Source organism: Dechloromonas denitrificans, assembly GCF_020510665.1.
Lineage (GTDB): Bacteria > Pseudomonadota > Gammaproteobacteria > Burkholderiales > Rhodocyclaceae > Azonexus > Azonexus denitrificans_B.
In genome coordinates, this window is the sequence record NZ_CP075187.1 from 53,642 (window position 1) to 67,349 (window position 13,708).

Consider the following 13,708-nt stretch of genomic DNA (forward strand, 5'->3'; position numbering starts at 1 on the left):
AGCTTGAATACACCGGGGACGCCGCAAAAACGAACGGCGCCACAAACCGGTTTGGGGTTTGCGAGCGCCGTTGATCATTGCCGAGCCTGGCCCCATCTCAGGGTCGCAGCGCTCCTCGGCAGAGCCGCTAGTTTACCGGCCACTGCCAAGACTGCCAAGTGCCTTGATTTATTTAGCCTTTCATCGCCACGCGCTTGGCGGTCTTGCGAACGCCGCCGGTCTTCAGGTCAAAATGCACCATGAAATAGGTTTCTTCTGTCGATGGCGTGCCTTCGACGCGCCATTCCCAGATGTCTTCGCCCAGGTTGTCGAAGACAATTTTGCTGGCCGGCGCGCCGAGCAGGCGGCGGATTTCATCGCGACTCATGCCATCGCGCACGCGGGCAAAGTTGGTCTCGGTCAGAACCTGTTCGATAGCCCGGACGATCTGGTCGCCACCGATGGTGATCATGTAGCAATGCACCCCGCTTGGCTGGCGGCTGTATTCCCAGGTGACGCTGCCATCCGGGTTGCTGAATTCGAAGCCGGGATTGCCCATGCGCGAGCGGACTTCGCTGGCGCTGGTGATGCCGGGTTTGATGTTCGGCAGATTGACCATGTCGCAGGCTGGCAGGCAGGCGGCAAGCAAGGCCCCGAGGGCGTTGCTGATCCAGTGACGTAGTTGCATGAATTCTCCCGATCGTTGATCCGCCCAGTTTACGCTTTGGCTGACAAGCTTTCATAATATCGGCATACCCTGATTTACGGATTCCCCGATGCACAGCCTCGATCCCACCGCCGCTTACGCCTTGCTTGGCTTGCAGCCTGAAGCCGTTCTGCTTGATTGCCGGACGGAAATTGAGCACATGTATGTCGGTCATCCGGTTGGGGCCGAACATGTTGCCTGGCAGGAAGGGCCGGATTGGGAAATCGACCCGGCGTTTGCCGACAAGGTCCGGCGGCTGGTCAAGGGGGATCTGTCTCGTCCGGTGCTGATCATTTGCCGGAGCGGTACGCGCTCGCTCGATGCCGGCCTGGCGCTCGAAGCGGCGGGTTTTACCCAGGTGATCAATGTGCTGGAAGGGTTCGAGGGGCCGCTTGACGACGATTTCCATCGCGGCACGCTGGGTGGCTGGCGTTTTCGCGGTCTACCCTGGCAACAGTCGTGATTTCTGGTGCGCCAGTGCGGCCAGTCCGCCGAGCAGCAGCATGCCCCCCATGCCGAGTGCCAGCGTCAAGGTTGATCCCCAGAGAAGCGGGGCGATCAGGCCGGCGGCCAGGCTGTTGAATCCGGACTGGAAAAAAGTCTGGCAGGACGCCGCCAGCCCGCGCTGATCGGGAAAAGGGTCAAGCGCCAGGATGGTCAGGCAGGGCATCGCCAAAGCCATGCCCAGGGTGTAAATAAAAAGCGGCAGCACACTCCATGGCAAGGCTGGTGGCAATACCAGATTCAACACGAGGTTGATTGTCGCGGCGCTGGCCATTACGCCGTAGCCGAGTGCGATGGTTCCGCTCAGGGATCGCTTTCCGGCCAGTCGACCGGAGAGCCACGAGCCGCTCATCAGTCCGCACATGGCCGGTCCGAACAGCCACAGGAAGCCGGTTTCAGCGATGCCCAGATGCTGCATCAGGAAAACCGGGGCCGACAGGACGTAAATGAAGAACCCGACAAAATTCAGCGACAGGGCGGCGCAGGCAAAGAGAAAGGCCGGTGAGGTAAATACCTTCCAGTAAGTGCGGCCAAGGTAGCCGGGGCGTAGCGACTGGCGTTTTTCCGGCGCCAGGGTTTCCGGCAGCAGTTTCCAGCAGGCCAACCAGAGTGCTGCGGTCGACAGGACAAGAAAGGCAAAAATCGAACGCCAGCCAAAAAAGGTTTGCAGCCAGCCGCCGATGACGGGGGCAATGGCCGGGGCGAGGGCAAACATCATGGTGATTTGTGACATCAGGCGCTGGGCGGCCGGGCCATCGAAAAGATCGCGGACAATCGCCCGGCTGATGACGATGCCGGCTCCGGCGGTCACGCCCTGCATGGCACGCCAGAACCAGAGATGTTCGATGCAGGTCGCAAAGACGCAGCCGGCCGAAGCAATGCCGAACAGCGCGAGGGCGATCAGAATGACCCGGCGTCGGCCAAAGCGGTCTGAAATGGCGCCATGCCATAGCGTCATTACCGCAAAGGCCAGCAAATAAGCGGAGAGCGTCTGCTGGACTTCAAGCTGCGTCGCCCCGAGTTTGTCGGCGATGTCGTGGAAAGACGGCAGGTAAGTGTCGATCGAGAATGGCCCGAGGGCCGAGAGCGCGGCAAGCAGCAGCGCAATGCCGCGCGGCGCGGCTTTGGGTTCAGTCATGGGCAAGGCGGCGGTACTGGATGGCTTCGGCAATATGCGCGGCGGTGATGTCCTGGCTGGCGGCCAGATCGGCGATGGTGCGTGCAACCTTGAGAATGCGGTGCCAGGCGCGGGCCGACAGATTGAGCCGGGTGGTAGCTTGTTTGAGGAGCTGTTTTCCGGCTTCATCGGGACTGCAGCACTGATCGACTTCAGCCGCACTCAGGCGGGCATTCGGTTTGTGCTGGCGAGCCCGTTGTCGGGCCTGCGCTGTTTCAACGCGCGCCCGAACTGTCGCCGATGCTTCTCCTGCGGCTTGTTCGGCCAGCGTGTCGGCCGGCAGGGCGGGGACTTCGATGAGCAGATCGATGCGGTCGAGAAACGGGCCGGAAAGCTTGCCGCGGTAACGGGCGATCTGGTCGGGAGTGCACCGGCATTTTCCCTGGCTGTCACCGTGGAAGCCGCATGGACACGGATTCATTGCCCCGATCAGCTGAAACTCGGCAGGGAATTCAGCATGCCGGGCGGCACGAGCAATGTGCACCCGGCCGGACTCAAGCGGTTCGCGCAGGGTTTCGAGGACCTTGCGATCAAATTCGACCAATTCGTCGAGAAAAAGCACGCCCTGATGCGCCAGGCTGATTTCACCCGGGCGAGGTGGGTTGCCGCCGCCAACCAGCGCAACAGCAGATGCCGTGTGATGGGGCTGGCGATAGGGGCGGACGCCGAAATTTTCTGGTCGAAACAGGCCGGTGAGGGACAGCACGGCTGCCGAACTGCGGGCCGCATCGGGATCGAGGGCCGGCATCAGGCCGGGCAGGCGGGCCGCAAGCATCGATTTTCCTGAGCCAGGCGGACCGATCATCAGTAGCGAGTGATTTCCAGCGGCAGCGATTTCCAGCACACGTTTGGCTTGTGTCTGACCGCGTACTTCACTCAAATCGGGGAAAACAGGCGCTTTTCTGTCGTCGACCGCGACAGCTCGGGGCAAAGCCTGCTGGCCGCCCAGGTGTGCGCAGACTTCAAGCAGGGAGCGGGCAGCAAAAATATGATCGCTCCCGGTCAGGGCGGCTTCGTGGGCGCTGCTTTCGGGCAGGATGAAGGCCTTGCCCTGGCCTGTCTGGAGCGCCATGGCCAGTGCGCCGCGAACCGGACGTAATTCACCGGAAAGAGACAGTTCGCCGGCAAATTCGTAATCAGCCAGTGCGCGGGCCGGAATCTGGCCGCTGGCAGCAAGGATACCGAGGGCGATCGGCAGATCGAAACGGCCCGACTCTTTCGGTAAATCGGCCGGGGCAAGGTTGACCGTGATGCGCTTGCCCGGGAATTCAAAGCCGGAATTGACGATGGCTGCGCGCACGCGGTCGCGCGCTTCCTTGACTTCGGTATCCGGCAGACCGACCAGTGCAAAACTGGGCAGGCCACTGGCCAGATGAACCTCGACGATGACCGGCGGGGCGTTGAGACCGTCAAGCCCTCGGCTGTGAGCGACGGCTAGCGCCATGTGGATTACTCGCCCGAGCGGGCTTTTTCCAGGGCCTCGACACGGGCTTCGAGTTGTTTGAGCTTCTCGCGGGTGCGGGCCAGCACCTGAGCCTGGATATCAAACTCTTCGCGGGTGACCAGATCAAGCTTGGAAAACATGCCGCTCATGACGGCCTTGGCGTTTCTTTCGATGTCCTTGGCAGGTGAGCTGGCCAGCAGGGCGCTCATCTTGGCGCCGATTTCTTCCATGGTTTTGGGGTCGAGCATGAGGTTCCTCCGTGATTGGCCAGTGTAACACAGCGGCGTAAGTCACTTTTCAGGATGGCCGCTCGTCGGTGGTGCGGGCAATAAAGTCTACGCACTCGATTGGTGCGCCCCTATTCGCTTGGGGGCCGCAATCGTGGGGAGATCGTTTGATTTTGATCAAAAACGAGCCTGGCACGCCTCCTGCTACTGTTGAGTTGCATAAAACATTTTTGTTTATTTTATTTTGCTTGCAGGAGAGAAACCATGAAGAAATCACTGATTGCCCTGGCTCTGGTTAGTGCCTTTGCTGTTCCGGCCTTCGCCGAAGATGCTGCCCCGGCTCCGGCCCTGACCGCCAATGTTGGCGTCGTTTCCGACTACGTTTTCCGCGGTATCAGCCAGAGCCAGCACCAGCCAGCCCTGCAAGCCGGTGTCGACTATGCCCATTCGAGCGGCCTGTATATCGGCGCCTGGGGTTCTTCGATTGAATGGACCGACCGCAAGGATCTCCAGGTTCAGAAGGGTAACCGTGTCGAGCTCGACCTTTACGGCGGCTACAAGGGTGCTATCGGTGATTTCGGTTATGACGTCGGTGCCATTCGTTACTTCTACCCCGGTCAGTTCCAGGGCGCCGCTGGTGTGACGGCAAACACGACCGAAGCATATATCGGTGGTAGCTGGAAGATCGTCAGCCTGAAGTACAACCACGTTGTTTCCAACAGCATTTTCAACTGGGGTGGTACTGCGGCCGATGCGAAGACGCAAGGTTCCAACTACACCGACCTGACGGTGACCTACCCGGTTGATGAAACATTCAACCTGATCGCTCACCTCGGTCGTCAGAACATCAAGAACTACGGTGCTGCTTCCTATACCGACTGGAAGCTGGGCGCTACCAAGGATGTTGGTTTCGGTGTCGTGGGTCTGGCTTACACCGATACCACGGCCAAGGGTAAATCCGGTGAAGCCTACAACTGGGCAACCAAGGATGCATCCAAGGGCGTTCTGGCAGCGTCTTTCACCAAAACTTTTTAATTTGACTTAAGCCTTTTCCCACCGTGGGTGACCCGGCCGGCACCGGCGGTGGAAAACAAGCTAACAATCTACTGGGGAATTATTCATGAAATTCGTAACCGCCATCATCAAGCCATTCAAGCTTGACGAAGTGCGTGAAGCACTGTCTGCCATTGGCGTGCAGGGCATCACCGTCACTGAAGTGAAGGGTTTCGGCCGGCAAAAAGGGCATACCGAACTGTATCGGGGCGCTGAATATGTCGTCGATTTTCTGCCGAAAGTGAAAATTGAGGCTGCCGTGAAGAGCGAGCAGCTGGATCAGGTGATCGAAGCGATCGAGAAATCGGCCAGTACCGGCAAGATCGGTGACGGCAAGATTTTTGTCTTCGACGTTGAACAGGTTGTTCGTATCCGGACCGGCGAAACCGGTACCGATGCCCTTTAAGGAGCAAACCATGAAACGCCTATTTGCATTGCTTGCTCTGGTCGGTGCCGTTACCTTCGGCGCGCCGGCCTGGGCTGAAGAAAAGGAAGCGGCGGCTCCGGTCGCCGCCGCCGTTGCAGCTCCTGCGGCTGTCGCTGCAGCTGCACCCGCAGCTACCCCGGCAGCCGCTCCGGCTGCTGCGCCCTTGGTTCCCAACAAGGGTGACAACGCCTGGGTCATGATCAGTGCTGCACTGGTCATCCTGATGTCGATTCCGGGTTTGGCCCTGTTCTACGGTGGCCTGGTGCGCACCAAGAACATGTTGTCGGTGCTGATGCAGGTGTTCGTCACCTTCTCGCTGATTTCCGTTCTCTGGGTGATCTACGGCTATTCCGCCGCATTCACCGAAGGTAACGAGTTCTTTGGCGTGCTCGACAAGCTCTTCCTCAAGGGTGTGACAGTCGAATCGGTGGGCGCGACCTTCTCCAAGGGTGTCGTTATCTCCGAGCTGGCTTTCGTGATCTTCCAGGGCGCTTTCGCAGCGATTACCTGTGGTCTGATCGTTGGTGCCTTTGCTGAGCGTGCCAAGTTTGCCGCGATCCTGGTCTTCATGATCATCTGGTTCACGCTGTCCTACATTCCGATGGCTCACATGGTCTGGTATTGGGCGGGTCCGGATGCCTACATCGATGCTGCGGCTGGTGAAGCGGCTGCCAAGACGGCTGGTTTCCTGTTCCAGAAGGGTGCGCTCGACTTTGCCGGCGGTACCGTGGTGCACATCAACGCCGCTGTTGCCGGTCTGGTTGGTGCCTGGTTGATTGGCAAGCGTACTGGCCTGGGCAATGTTTCGATGGCCCCGCACTCCCTGACCTTCACGATGATCGGTGCTTCCCTGCTGTGGTTCGGCTGGTTCGGCTTCAACGCCGGCTCTGCACTCGAAGCCTCCGGCGGCGCTGCTCTGGCCATGGTCAACACCTGGGTTGCCACGTCGTGTGCTGCACTCTCCTGGATGTGTGCCGAATGGATCCTGAAGGGCAAGCCTTCCATGCTGGGTGCCGCTTCCGGTGCCGTTGCCGGTCTGGTAGCAATTACTCCGGCGGCCGGTTTTGTCGGCGTGATGGGCTCGATCGTCATCGGCCTGCTGGGTGGCGTGGTTTGTCTGTGGGGTGTCAATGGCCTGAAGAAGCTGCTCGGTATCGACGACTCGCTCGATGTTTTCGGCGTCCATGGCGTCGGCGGTATCCTCGGTGCGATCCTGACCGGTGTCTTCGCTGACCCGGCACTGGGTGGTACAGGCGTCTATGACTACGTCGCCAATGCAGTCGGTCCTTACGACATGACGGCACAAGTGATCAGCCAGCTGTGGGGCGTCGGTACCGTCGTGGTCTGGTCCGGCGTGGTCTCCATCGTCGCCTTCAAACTGGTTGATATCGTGATTGGTCTGCGTGTGCCGGAAGACGAAGAGCGTGAAGGTCTCGACCTCACCTCGCACGGTGAAACGGCTTACCACCACTAATTCAAACGGTTTTTTGCTCTCTCCCTTCGGGCACCTTCGGGTGCCCGTTTTTTTGTCCGGAATTCATCGCTACGGGCAGCCCATGGCGGCCAGACCCGGCGCTTACTTGATCAGTGGGAGTAGGGCGCGGAACTCATCGGTGCCGGCTCGATGCAGCCATTCGAAGAGAACCATTTCGGTCGTCACGATACCGATTCCGGCAGCACGCATGCGCTCGATGGCGAACTGCCGGTTTGCCGCCGTCCGGGAAGAAGAGGCATCGGCGACAAGATAAACCTCAAAGCCTGCGTCGAGCAGGCCGAATGCGGTTTGCAGCACGCAGACGTGGGTTTCCGTCCCGGTCAGGATGACCTGTGACCGATGGGTACTGCGCAGCAATTCGGTGACGCCGGGTTCAGCGGCGCAGGAAAAGTGCGTTTTCTCGAAAAAACGGACGTTGACCGTGGTATCTGCCGTGGTTTCGGCCATTGCGGCATCGCGAATGGCAGCGATACTGGGGCCGAGGCCGCGCACATATTGTTCCGAGACAAAGCCGGGAACACCCAGCTGGCGAGCGCCATTCAGGAGGCGAACGCTGTTGGCGATGGCCTGCTCGCCCTCAAAAATGGCCGGCGCCAGCTTTTGCTGGAGATCGACGACCAGCAGCAGGGAGTCGTCGCGCCGGATCAGCATCAGCGGAAGACGACCGTCTTGTTGCCGTGCACCAGCACCCGGTCTTCCAGGTGGTAACGCAGGCCACGTGCCAGCACGGTTTTTTCGGCATCCTTGCCGTAGCGCACCATGTCGTCCGGCGAATCCGAATGGTCGATGCGGATGACGTCCTGCTCGATGATCGGGCCGGCATCCAACTCGCTGGTCACGTAATGGCAGGTTGCGCCGATCAGCTTGACGCCACGGGTGTACGCCTGATGGTAGGGCTTGGCACCGGCGAAGCTGGGCAGGAAGGAGTGATGGATGTTGATGATCTTGCCGGGCAGCGCATCACACAGTTCCGGTGACAGGATCTGCATGTAGCGCGCCAGGACCATCGTATCGCCGCGCACGTCGTCGAAGATGCGCTGGATTTCGGCGTAAGCCCCTTGCTTGTTGTCGGCGGTCACCGGTACATGGTGGAAGGGGATGCCGTGCCACTCGACGAAACCGCGGAAGGTGTCGTGATTGGAGATAACACAGGGAATCTCGATGTCGAGTTCCTTGGCCTGCCAGCGGGCCAGCAGGTCGTAAAGGCAGTGTTCCTGCTTGGAAACCAGCACGACGACACGTTTCTTGATGGCGCTGTCATTGATCCGCCAGTCCATTGACAAGGGCTCCGCAACTTCCGTCCGGAAACGTTCGCGGAACTCGGCCAGCAGGCAGGGCAGCGAACTGGCCTTGATCTCCAGCCGCATGAAATAGCGGTTGGTCAGCGCATCGGAATGGAAGCTGGACTCAAGAATCCAGCCGCCCTGACCGGCAATGAAGCCGGACACTTTGGCGATGATGCCGACCTGGTCGGGACAGGAAGCGGAAAGCGTGTAGAAACGGTCGTTGTGCATGTTGCCTTAAGCTGCCTTGGCGAAAGCCTTGTCGATTTCGGCGCGCAGCGCGTCGTAGTTGAGCACCACCGGGAACTGCGGGAATTCGCGGATGACGTTTTCCGGCGGATGGAACAGGATGCCGCCGTGGGCTTCGCCGAGCATCGCGGTGTCGTTGTACGAATCACCGGCCGCGACGATGGTGAAATTCAGTTCCTTGAAGCGCTGAACGGCTTCCTGCTTCTGGTTCGGCATGCGCAGGTGGTAATTGACCAGCATGCCGGAGGCGTCGGCTTCGAGCGAATGGCAGAACAGCGTCGGCCAGCCCAGTTGGCGCATCAGCGGGTGGGCGAATTCGTAGAAAGTGTCGGACAGGATGATGACCTGATAATCCTCGCGCAGCTGGTCGAGGAAGGCACGGGCGCCGTCCATCGGACCCATTTCGGCGATCACTTTCTGGATGTCCGGCAGGCCGAGCCTGTGCTCACGCAGGATATTCAGGCGGTAGCTCATCAGCTTGTCGTAATCCGGCTCTTCGCGCGTCGTGCGCATCAGTTCGGGAATGCCGGTACGCTTGGAGAATTCGATCCAGATTTCGGGAACAAGGACCCCTTCGAGGTCAAGGCAGACGATTTTCACGGTGGGCTCCTGCGGAATAGTCGGAAAAACGGGATTTTACCCGATGCAAGGCGGGTTTTTGCCTGCTTTGTACGGCTTTTATCGATTGATCGGGCCTGCGTCAGGCACCGATCAATCCGGATTTACCACATCAAATCGTCAGGGATCTTGAAGTCGGCATACGGATCGTCCGCCTCGACTTCGTTGCTGGTCTTGTTGACCCGCACGATGAGCGAAGCATCGCGTTCGGCGATCTTGTCGGCAATGACCCGTGGCACCAGTTCGGTGGTCTCGCCCTGGCAGACAATGACCAGCCGTCCGGCAACCAGATGCGCCTGCACCGCGGCAGAAACATAAATCCGCTTGATCTTGTTGTCGTGCGTGAAGTTGTAGGCGATGTCGCCACCGCCCTTGCCCTGGCGATTCTGCTGAATCATCTGGACGATCTGCGCAGCGATAGCTTTTTGCCGGGCTGCGGCATCGCGCTGGGCATTCAGCTCGCGCGCCCGTTCGGCATTCTTGCGCTGTGTTTCGAGCGCTGCCAGACGGATTTCATCAACGCTTTGCGTACCGCTGCGGCGCTCGTCCTTCTTTTGGTTGGTTTTCTCGTGGTTGGCCTGTCGGACTTTCTTTTTGTCGACCAGACCGGCTTTCAAAAACTGTTCTTGCAAGGAGGCCATGTCTGCCACTCCAAAATATAGGTTTATCGCCAGCTTAGGCGGAGGCCGGTGAAAAGCGGCAGCATAACAAAAGCCCCTTGCCGTCCTGTTCCGGGCATCGAAATTTGCGCTGATCAGTCGACGGCCGGCAGTGCTTCCAGTGCTTCGTGGACCTCCAGCCAGCGCATTTCGGCCTCGTCGATCTGCTCGCCAAGCCAGCCGGCCTGTTTGTGCATTTCTTCACTTTTGGCGCGGTCGACCCTGGGGCCAGCCGTTGTTTCTGTGGTCGCGGCATAGAACTCCGGATCGGCGAATTGCGTTTCGAGCGCCGCTTTTTCCTCATTCCACTTGGCCAGCTTCTTTTCCAGCTGTTCGATTTCCTTGACCAGCGGCCTGCGCTGGGCGAGCACGGCCTGACGGCTGGCCTTGGCATCGGCCCGTTGTTGCAGGCGCTCGTTTTTCTCGGCGGCGACATCGGGTTCGGCTGCACGCTCGGCATTGCGCTGGGCGGCCAGCCAGGCGGCGTAGTCGTCCAGATCACCATCAAAGGCCACCGCCTTGCCGTCGGCAACGAGCAGCAGGTCGTCGGCACAGGTGCGCAGCAGGTGACGGTCGTGCGAAACGAAAACAACACCGCCTTCGTAATCCTGCAGCGCGAAAGTCAGTGCTTCGCGCATTTCCAGGTCAAGGTGGTTGGTCGGCTCGTCGAGTAGCAGCAGATTGGGCTTGGTACGGATCAGCAGAGCCAGTGCCAGACGTGATTTTTCGCCGCCGGAGAAAGGTTCGATGGCACGCATCGCCATGTCGCCGCGGAAATCGAAACCGCCGATGTAGTCGCGCAATTCCTGTTCCGGCGTCGTCGGTTCAAGGCGCACCAGATGTTGCAGCGGCGATTCGTCCAGGCGCAGTTGTTCGAGCTGGTGCTGGGCGAAGTAACCGATGTTGAGTGCCTTGGCTTCCTTGCGTTCGCCGTGCGATTGTTCGATGGCTCCGGCCAGTAGTTTGATCAGCGTCGATTTGCCGGCCCCGTTGCGGCCAAGCAGGCCAATGCGGCAACCGGGGCGCAGCGTCATCGAGATGTTGTCGAGAATCTTGCGGTCGACATAGCCGGCAGAGGCTTTTTCAATGGTCAGCAAGGGGTCGGGCAGGGCGCTCGGCTCGCGAAAGCTGAAATGGAAAGGCGAATCGACGTGAGCTGCGGCAACGGTTTCCATGCGTTCCAGCATCTTGATCCGGCTTTGTGCCTGACGTGCCTTGGTCGCCTTGGCGCGGAAGCGTTCGATGAAGCTGTTGAGGTGGGCAACGACGCGCTGCTGGGCTTCAAAAGCCGATTGCTGGGCGGCCAGACGGGCGGCGCGGGCGCGTTCGTAGTCGGAGTAACCGCCGCTGGTCAGGCTCAGGCGCTGGAGGTCGATGGCGATGATCTGGCCGACCACGGCGTCGAGAAAATCGCGGTCGTGGGAAATCAGCAGCAGCGTGGCGGGCGTGTTCTTCAGCCAGCTTTCAAGCCAGAACACGGCATCCAGATCGAGGTGGTTGGTCGGTTCGTCGAGCAACAACAAGTCGGCACGGCAGGACAGGGCGCGGGCCAGATTCAGACGCACCCGCCAGCCGCCGGAAAACTCGGCTACCGGCCGGGAGAAATCGGCGTCCTTGAAACCCAGGCCATGCAGCACCTCGGCTGCCCGGGCCTTGGCTGAATAGCCGTCGATTTCGCCGTAGCGGGCGTGCAGGTGGCCGATGGCTTCGCCGTCGCCACGGGCTTCGGCCGCTGCCAGTTCGCGTTCGACGCGGCGCAATTCAACGTCGCCATCAAGCACGAAATCGAGCGCAGCATCGGGCAGTGCCGGTGTTTCCTGTGTGACGCGGGCGATATGCCAGCTGGCCGGCAGTTCGACATCGCCGGATTCGGCGTGCAGTTCCCCGGAGAGCAGTGCGAACAGGCTGGATTTGCCGCAGCCGTTGGCTCCGACGACACCCACTTTCCAGCCGGTGTGGAGTTGGACGGAGGCGTCGACGACCAGCGGGCGGCCGGCGCGGGCGAAAGTGACTTGGCGGAGGGCGATCATGGCAGCAACATTGATTTGGCGGCGAATTATAGCGGCGGGCTGATAAAATCCCGTGCATGATCAAGCAGATTCGCGCCGACCAGCTCCAGCCGGGGATGTACATCCACGATTTAAATTGTGGCTGGCTCGATCATCCATTTTTTTCCAACGCCTTCGCGGTGCGCGATCAGGCGACGGTTGAAAAGATCGTCAAGCTGGGTATCAAGACGTTGTACATCGACACGATCAAGGGGGCCGATGTCTGGGCTGCCCCGACGCAGCACGATGTCAATGCCGATCTTGAGCGCCGGATGCTGGAAATTGCGCAGAAGCAGGCCGAAAAGCCGGTGGTCGTCGAATTGCGCGAAGAGGTGGCGCGCGCCCGACGCTTGCACGGCGAGGCCAACAAGATCGTGCGCAGCATGCTGGAAGATATCCGTCTGGGCCAGCAGATCCAGGTCGAACGTCTCGAACCGCTGGTTGAAAATATGGTCGATTCGATCTTTCGCCATCAGGATGCCTTGTTGCCGCTGGCGCATCTGAAAACCCATGACGATTACACTTTTGAGCACTCGGTCAGCGTTTGTGCGTTGATGGTGGCATTCGCCCGCGGCATGAAATTGCCCCGTGAGACAGTCAAGGAGCTCGCCCTCGGCGCCTTGCTGCACGATGTCGGCAAAGCCTGCGTGCCGGACGAAATCCTGAACAAGCCAGGCAAGCTGAATGATGATGAGTTTGAGCGCATCAAATCGCATGTCGACGAAGGCGTTCACCTGTTGCGCACCATGCCGGGGCTAGGTGAGGTATCGATGCAGGTCATCAGCCAGCATCACGAACGCTTCGATGGTACGGGTTATCCGCATGCCATGTCCGGCAAGCAGATTTCCCTTCATGGGCAGATGGCGGCAATTGTTGATGTTTACGATGCCATTTCGTCGGAGCGGGTCTACCACCGTGGCATGTCACCGACGCAGGCGCTGAAGAAGCTGCTCGAATGGAGTTCGCATCATTTCGACCCGCAGCTGGTGCAATCGTTTATTCGTGCCATCGGCATTTATCCTGCTGGTACACTGGTCCGTCTGGAAAGTAAGCGGATGGGCGTCGTCACCGAGCAAAACGAAGGCAATCTGCTGGAGCCGGTGGTGCGTGTTTTCTACCATGCCGGCCAGTCACATTACGTTCCGCCCGAGATCGTCGATCTTTCGAAGGTGCAGGATCGCATCGCAAGTTTTGAAAGTTTTGAAAAATGGAAAATCGACCCCTATCAGTGGCTGCCCTCGTAATTGCCTTGCTGGCCGTTACGTTTTCGGCCGGGGCCGCAGAAAACCCGCCTGATCCTGCCCAGCTTGCAGACTGGGAGGCACGTCTTGAAAAAGCCGCTGCCTTGCAGCGCGATGGCAAGGCCAGGAAAGATGCTGCAAGCAAGCTGTTCGAGAAGAAAAATGCCGAGTGTTTTAAGGCTTTTCGGGTTTATGCCTGCCAGGAAACCGTGCAGGCCGAATACGTTGCCGAGGCCAATGAAGGGCAACGCCTAGATAACGAAGGCCGGGCCATGGAGCGTCAGGTCAAGAAAGAGCAGGCCAGCGACAAGGCATTGCGGCGTGCTGCAGAAGTGCCGAAGCGCGAGGCCGAGCTGGACGTCAGGGCGAGCGATACCGCCGCCGAACGCAAGGCAGCGGCCGAGGCTGAAGCTGAAGCTGCGACGCGTGCGAGCAAGTCGGTCAAGGCTGAAGAGGGGTTGAAGCGGCGTGCGGCAGATGCCGAGCGCCAGCAAAAGAAACGTGCCGACCACGAAGCCCGCCATGCGCGCCAGGTGGAAAAGGCCGAGCGCCGGGCTGCCGAAGCTGCCGCCAAATCCGAGCAATAGGCCAGTCAGGG

15 protein-coding genes and 1 riboswitch are annotated in these 13,708 nt (G+C 59.8%); of the genes, 6 read left to right on the forward strand and 9 right to left on the reverse strand.

Translation table 11 applies throughout. The features are described 5' to 3' along the window. Positions 1 to 55: 55 nt before the first annotated feature. A riboswitch (S-adenosyl-L-homocysteine riboswitch) is annotated at positions 56 to 123 on the reverse strand. Positions 124 to 172: 49 nt separating this feature from the next. Next, entirely contained in the window at positions 173 to 667 is a 495-nt protein-coding gene (locus KI614_RS00205) for an outer membrane protein assembly factor BamE (protein ID WP_226407062.1), read from the reverse strand. 88 nt (positions 668 to 755) lie between these two features. Here KI614_RS00205 and KI614_RS00210 point away from each other — a divergent pair, with 88 nt between their 5' ends. Further along, complete coding sequence (locus KI614_RS00210; RefSeq protein WP_226407063.1) at positions 756 to 1,148, forward strand: rhodanese-like domain-containing protein; 393 nt, start codon at positions 756 to 758, stop codon at positions 1,146 to 1,148. Here the strand turns inward: KI614_RS00210 and KI614_RS00215 are convergent. From KI614_RS00215 to KI614_RS00225, 3 genes are read right to left on the reverse strand one after another with little or no spacing between them, the layout of a single operon-like run. After that, positions 1,128 to 2,327 (reverse strand): multidrug effflux MFS transporter, encoded by a 1,200-nt coding sequence (locus KI614_RS00215; RefSeq protein WP_226407064.1) that lies wholly within the window; start codon positions 2,325 to 2,327, stop codon positions 1,128 to 1,130. The genes KI614_RS00210 and KI614_RS00215 overlap by 21 nt on opposite strands. Continuing rightward, on the reverse strand, positions 2,320 to 3,810 hold the full coding sequence (locus KI614_RS00220) for a YifB family Mg chelatase-like AAA ATPase (protein ID WP_226407066.1): 1,491 nt from the start codon (positions 3,808 to 3,810) through the stop codon (positions 2,320 to 2,322). The genes KI614_RS00215 and KI614_RS00220 overlap by 8 nt, the downstream gene beginning before the upstream one ends. A gap of 5 nt (positions 3,811 to 3,815) precedes the next feature. After that, the gene (locus tag KI614_RS00225) at positions 3,816 to 4,058 is read right to left on the reverse strand and encodes an accessory factor UbiK family protein (RefSeq protein ID WP_203468123.1); all 243 of its coding nucleotides are present in this window, start codon (positions 4,056 to 4,058) and stop codon (positions 3,816 to 3,818) included. 243 nt (positions 4,059 to 4,301) lie between these two features. Between KI614_RS00225 and KI614_RS00230 the strand changes: the two genes are divergently transcribed. From KI614_RS00230 to KI614_RS00240, 3 genes are all read left to right on the forward strand, one after another. Next, positions 4,302 to 5,072, forward strand: coding sequence for a TorF family putative porin (locus tag KI614_RS00230; RefSeq protein WP_203468124.1), 771 nt, complete (start codon positions 4,302 to 4,304; stop codon positions 5,070 to 5,072). 85 nt (positions 5,073 to 5,157) lie between these two features. After that, a complete protein-coding gene (gene glnK, locus KI614_RS00235) occupies positions 5,158 to 5,496 on the forward strand; it encodes a P-II family nitrogen regulator (protein WP_119489942.1) in 339 nt (112 codons plus the stop codon). A gap of 10 nt (positions 5,497 to 5,506) precedes the next feature. After that, positions 5,507 to 6,991 carry an ammonium transporter gene (locus KI614_RS00240; protein WP_226407068.1) on the forward strand — a complete coding sequence of 495 codons (1,485 nt, stop codon included), beginning with the start codon at positions 5,507 to 5,509 and terminating at the stop codon, positions 6,989 to 6,991. A 102-nt stretch (positions 6,992 to 7,093) separates the two neighbouring features. Here the strand turns inward: KI614_RS00240 and KI614_RS00245 are convergent, their stop codons facing one another. The 5 genes from KI614_RS00245 to KI614_RS00265 form a co-directional block, all read right to left on the reverse strand. Next, on the reverse strand, positions 7,094 to 7,663 hold the full coding sequence (locus KI614_RS00245; RefSeq protein WP_226407070.1) for a hydrolase: 570 nt from the start codon (positions 7,661 to 7,663) through the stop codon (positions 7,094 to 7,096). After that, positions 7,663 to 8,526: a formyltetrahydrofolate deformylase gene (gene purU / locus KI614_RS00250; RefSeq protein ID WP_226407072.1), complete on the reverse strand. Its 864-nt coding sequence runs from the start codon at positions 8,524 to 8,526 to the stop codon at positions 7,663 to 7,665. Before purU ends, KI614_RS00245 begins: the two co-directional genes overlap by 1 nt. 6 nt (positions 8,527 to 8,532) lie before the next feature. Next, complete coding sequence (gene thrH, locus KI614_RS00255; protein WP_226407074.1) at positions 8,533 to 9,144, reverse strand: bifunctional phosphoserine phosphatase/homoserine phosphotransferase ThrH; 612 nt, start codon at positions 9,142 to 9,144, stop codon at positions 8,533 to 8,535. Between the two features lie 122 nt (positions 9,145 to 9,266). Beyond that, entirely contained in the window at positions 9,267 to 9,803 is a 537-nt protein-coding gene (locus KI614_RS00260; protein ID WP_226407076.1) for a DUF2058 domain-containing protein, read from the reverse strand. A 113-nt stretch (positions 9,804 to 9,916) separates the two neighbouring features. Continuing rightward, a complete protein-coding gene (locus tag KI614_RS00265) occupies positions 9,917 to 11,851 on the reverse strand; it encodes an ATP-binding cassette domain-containing protein (RefSeq protein WP_226407077.1) in 1,935 nt (644 codons plus the stop codon). A gap of 56 nt (positions 11,852 to 11,907) precedes the next feature. Here KI614_RS00265 and KI614_RS00270 point away from each other — a divergent pair, with 56 nt between their 5' ends. Both KI614_RS00270 and KI614_RS00275 read left to right on the forward strand, forming a co-directional pair. Continuing rightward, positions 11,908 to 13,113 carry an HD-GYP domain-containing protein gene (locus tag KI614_RS00270; RefSeq protein WP_226407078.1) on the forward strand — a complete coding sequence of 402 codons (1,206 nt, stop codon included), beginning with the start codon at positions 11,908 to 11,910 and terminating at the stop codon, positions 13,111 to 13,113. Beyond that, positions 13,098 to 13,697: a hypothetical protein gene (locus tag KI614_RS00275; RefSeq protein ID WP_226407079.1), complete on the forward strand. Its 600-nt coding sequence runs from the start codon at positions 13,098 to 13,100 to the stop codon at positions 13,695 to 13,697. Before KI614_RS00270 ends, KI614_RS00275 begins: the two co-directional genes overlap by 16 nt. Positions 13,698 to 13,708 lie beyond the last annotated feature (11 nt).

Bases quoted from the DNA above. Each gene is read 5' to 3' on its own strand.
- KI614_RS00205 (WP_226407062.1), bottom strand. From the start codon at position 667: ATGCAACTACGTCACTGGATCAGCAACGCCCTCGGGGCCTTGCTTGCC.
- KI614_RS00210 (WP_226407063.1), top strand. From the start codon at position 756: ATGCACAGCCTCGATCCCACCGCCGCTTACGCCTTGCTTGGCTTGCAG.
- KI614_RS00215 (WP_226407064.1), bottom strand. From the start codon at position 2,327: ATGACTGAACCCAAAGCCGCGCCGCGCGGCATTGCGCTGCTGCTTGCC.
- KI614_RS00220 (WP_226407066.1), bottom strand. From the start codon at position 3,810: ATGGCGCTAGCCGTCGCTCACAGCCGAGGGCTTGACGGTCTCAACGCC.
- KI614_RS00225 (WP_203468123.1), bottom strand. From the start codon at position 4,058: ATGCTCGACCCCAAAACCATGGAAGAAATCGGCGCCAAGATGAGCGCC.
- KI614_RS00230 (WP_203468124.1), top strand. From the start codon at position 4,302: ATGAAGAAATCACTGATTGCCCTGGCTCTGGTTAGTGCCTTTGCTGTT.
- glnK (WP_119489942.1), top strand. From the start codon at position 5,158: ATGAAATTCGTAACCGCCATCATCAAGCCATTCAAGCTTGACGAAGTG.
- KI614_RS00240 (WP_226407068.1), top strand. From the start codon at position 5,507: ATGAAACGCCTATTTGCATTGCTTGCTCTGGTCGGTGCCGTTACCTTC.
- KI614_RS00245 (WP_226407070.1), bottom strand. From the start codon at position 7,663: ATGCTGATCCGGCGCGACGACTCCCTGCTGCTGGTCGTCGATCTCCAG.
- purU (WP_226407072.1), bottom strand. From the start codon at position 8,526: ATGCACAACGACCGTTTCTACACGCTTTCCGCTTCCTGTCCCGACCAG.
- KI614_RS00260 (WP_226407076.1), bottom strand. From the start codon at position 9,803: ATGGCCTCCTTGCAAGAACAGTTTTTGAAAGCCGGTCTGGTCGACAAA.
- KI614_RS00265 (WP_226407077.1), bottom strand. From the start codon at position 11,851: ATGATCGCCCTCCGCCAAGTCACTTTCGCCCGCGCCGGCCGCCCGCTG.
- KI614_RS00270 (WP_226407078.1), top strand. From the start codon at position 11,908: ATGATCAAGCAGATTCGCGCCGACCAGCTCCAGCCGGGGATGTACATC.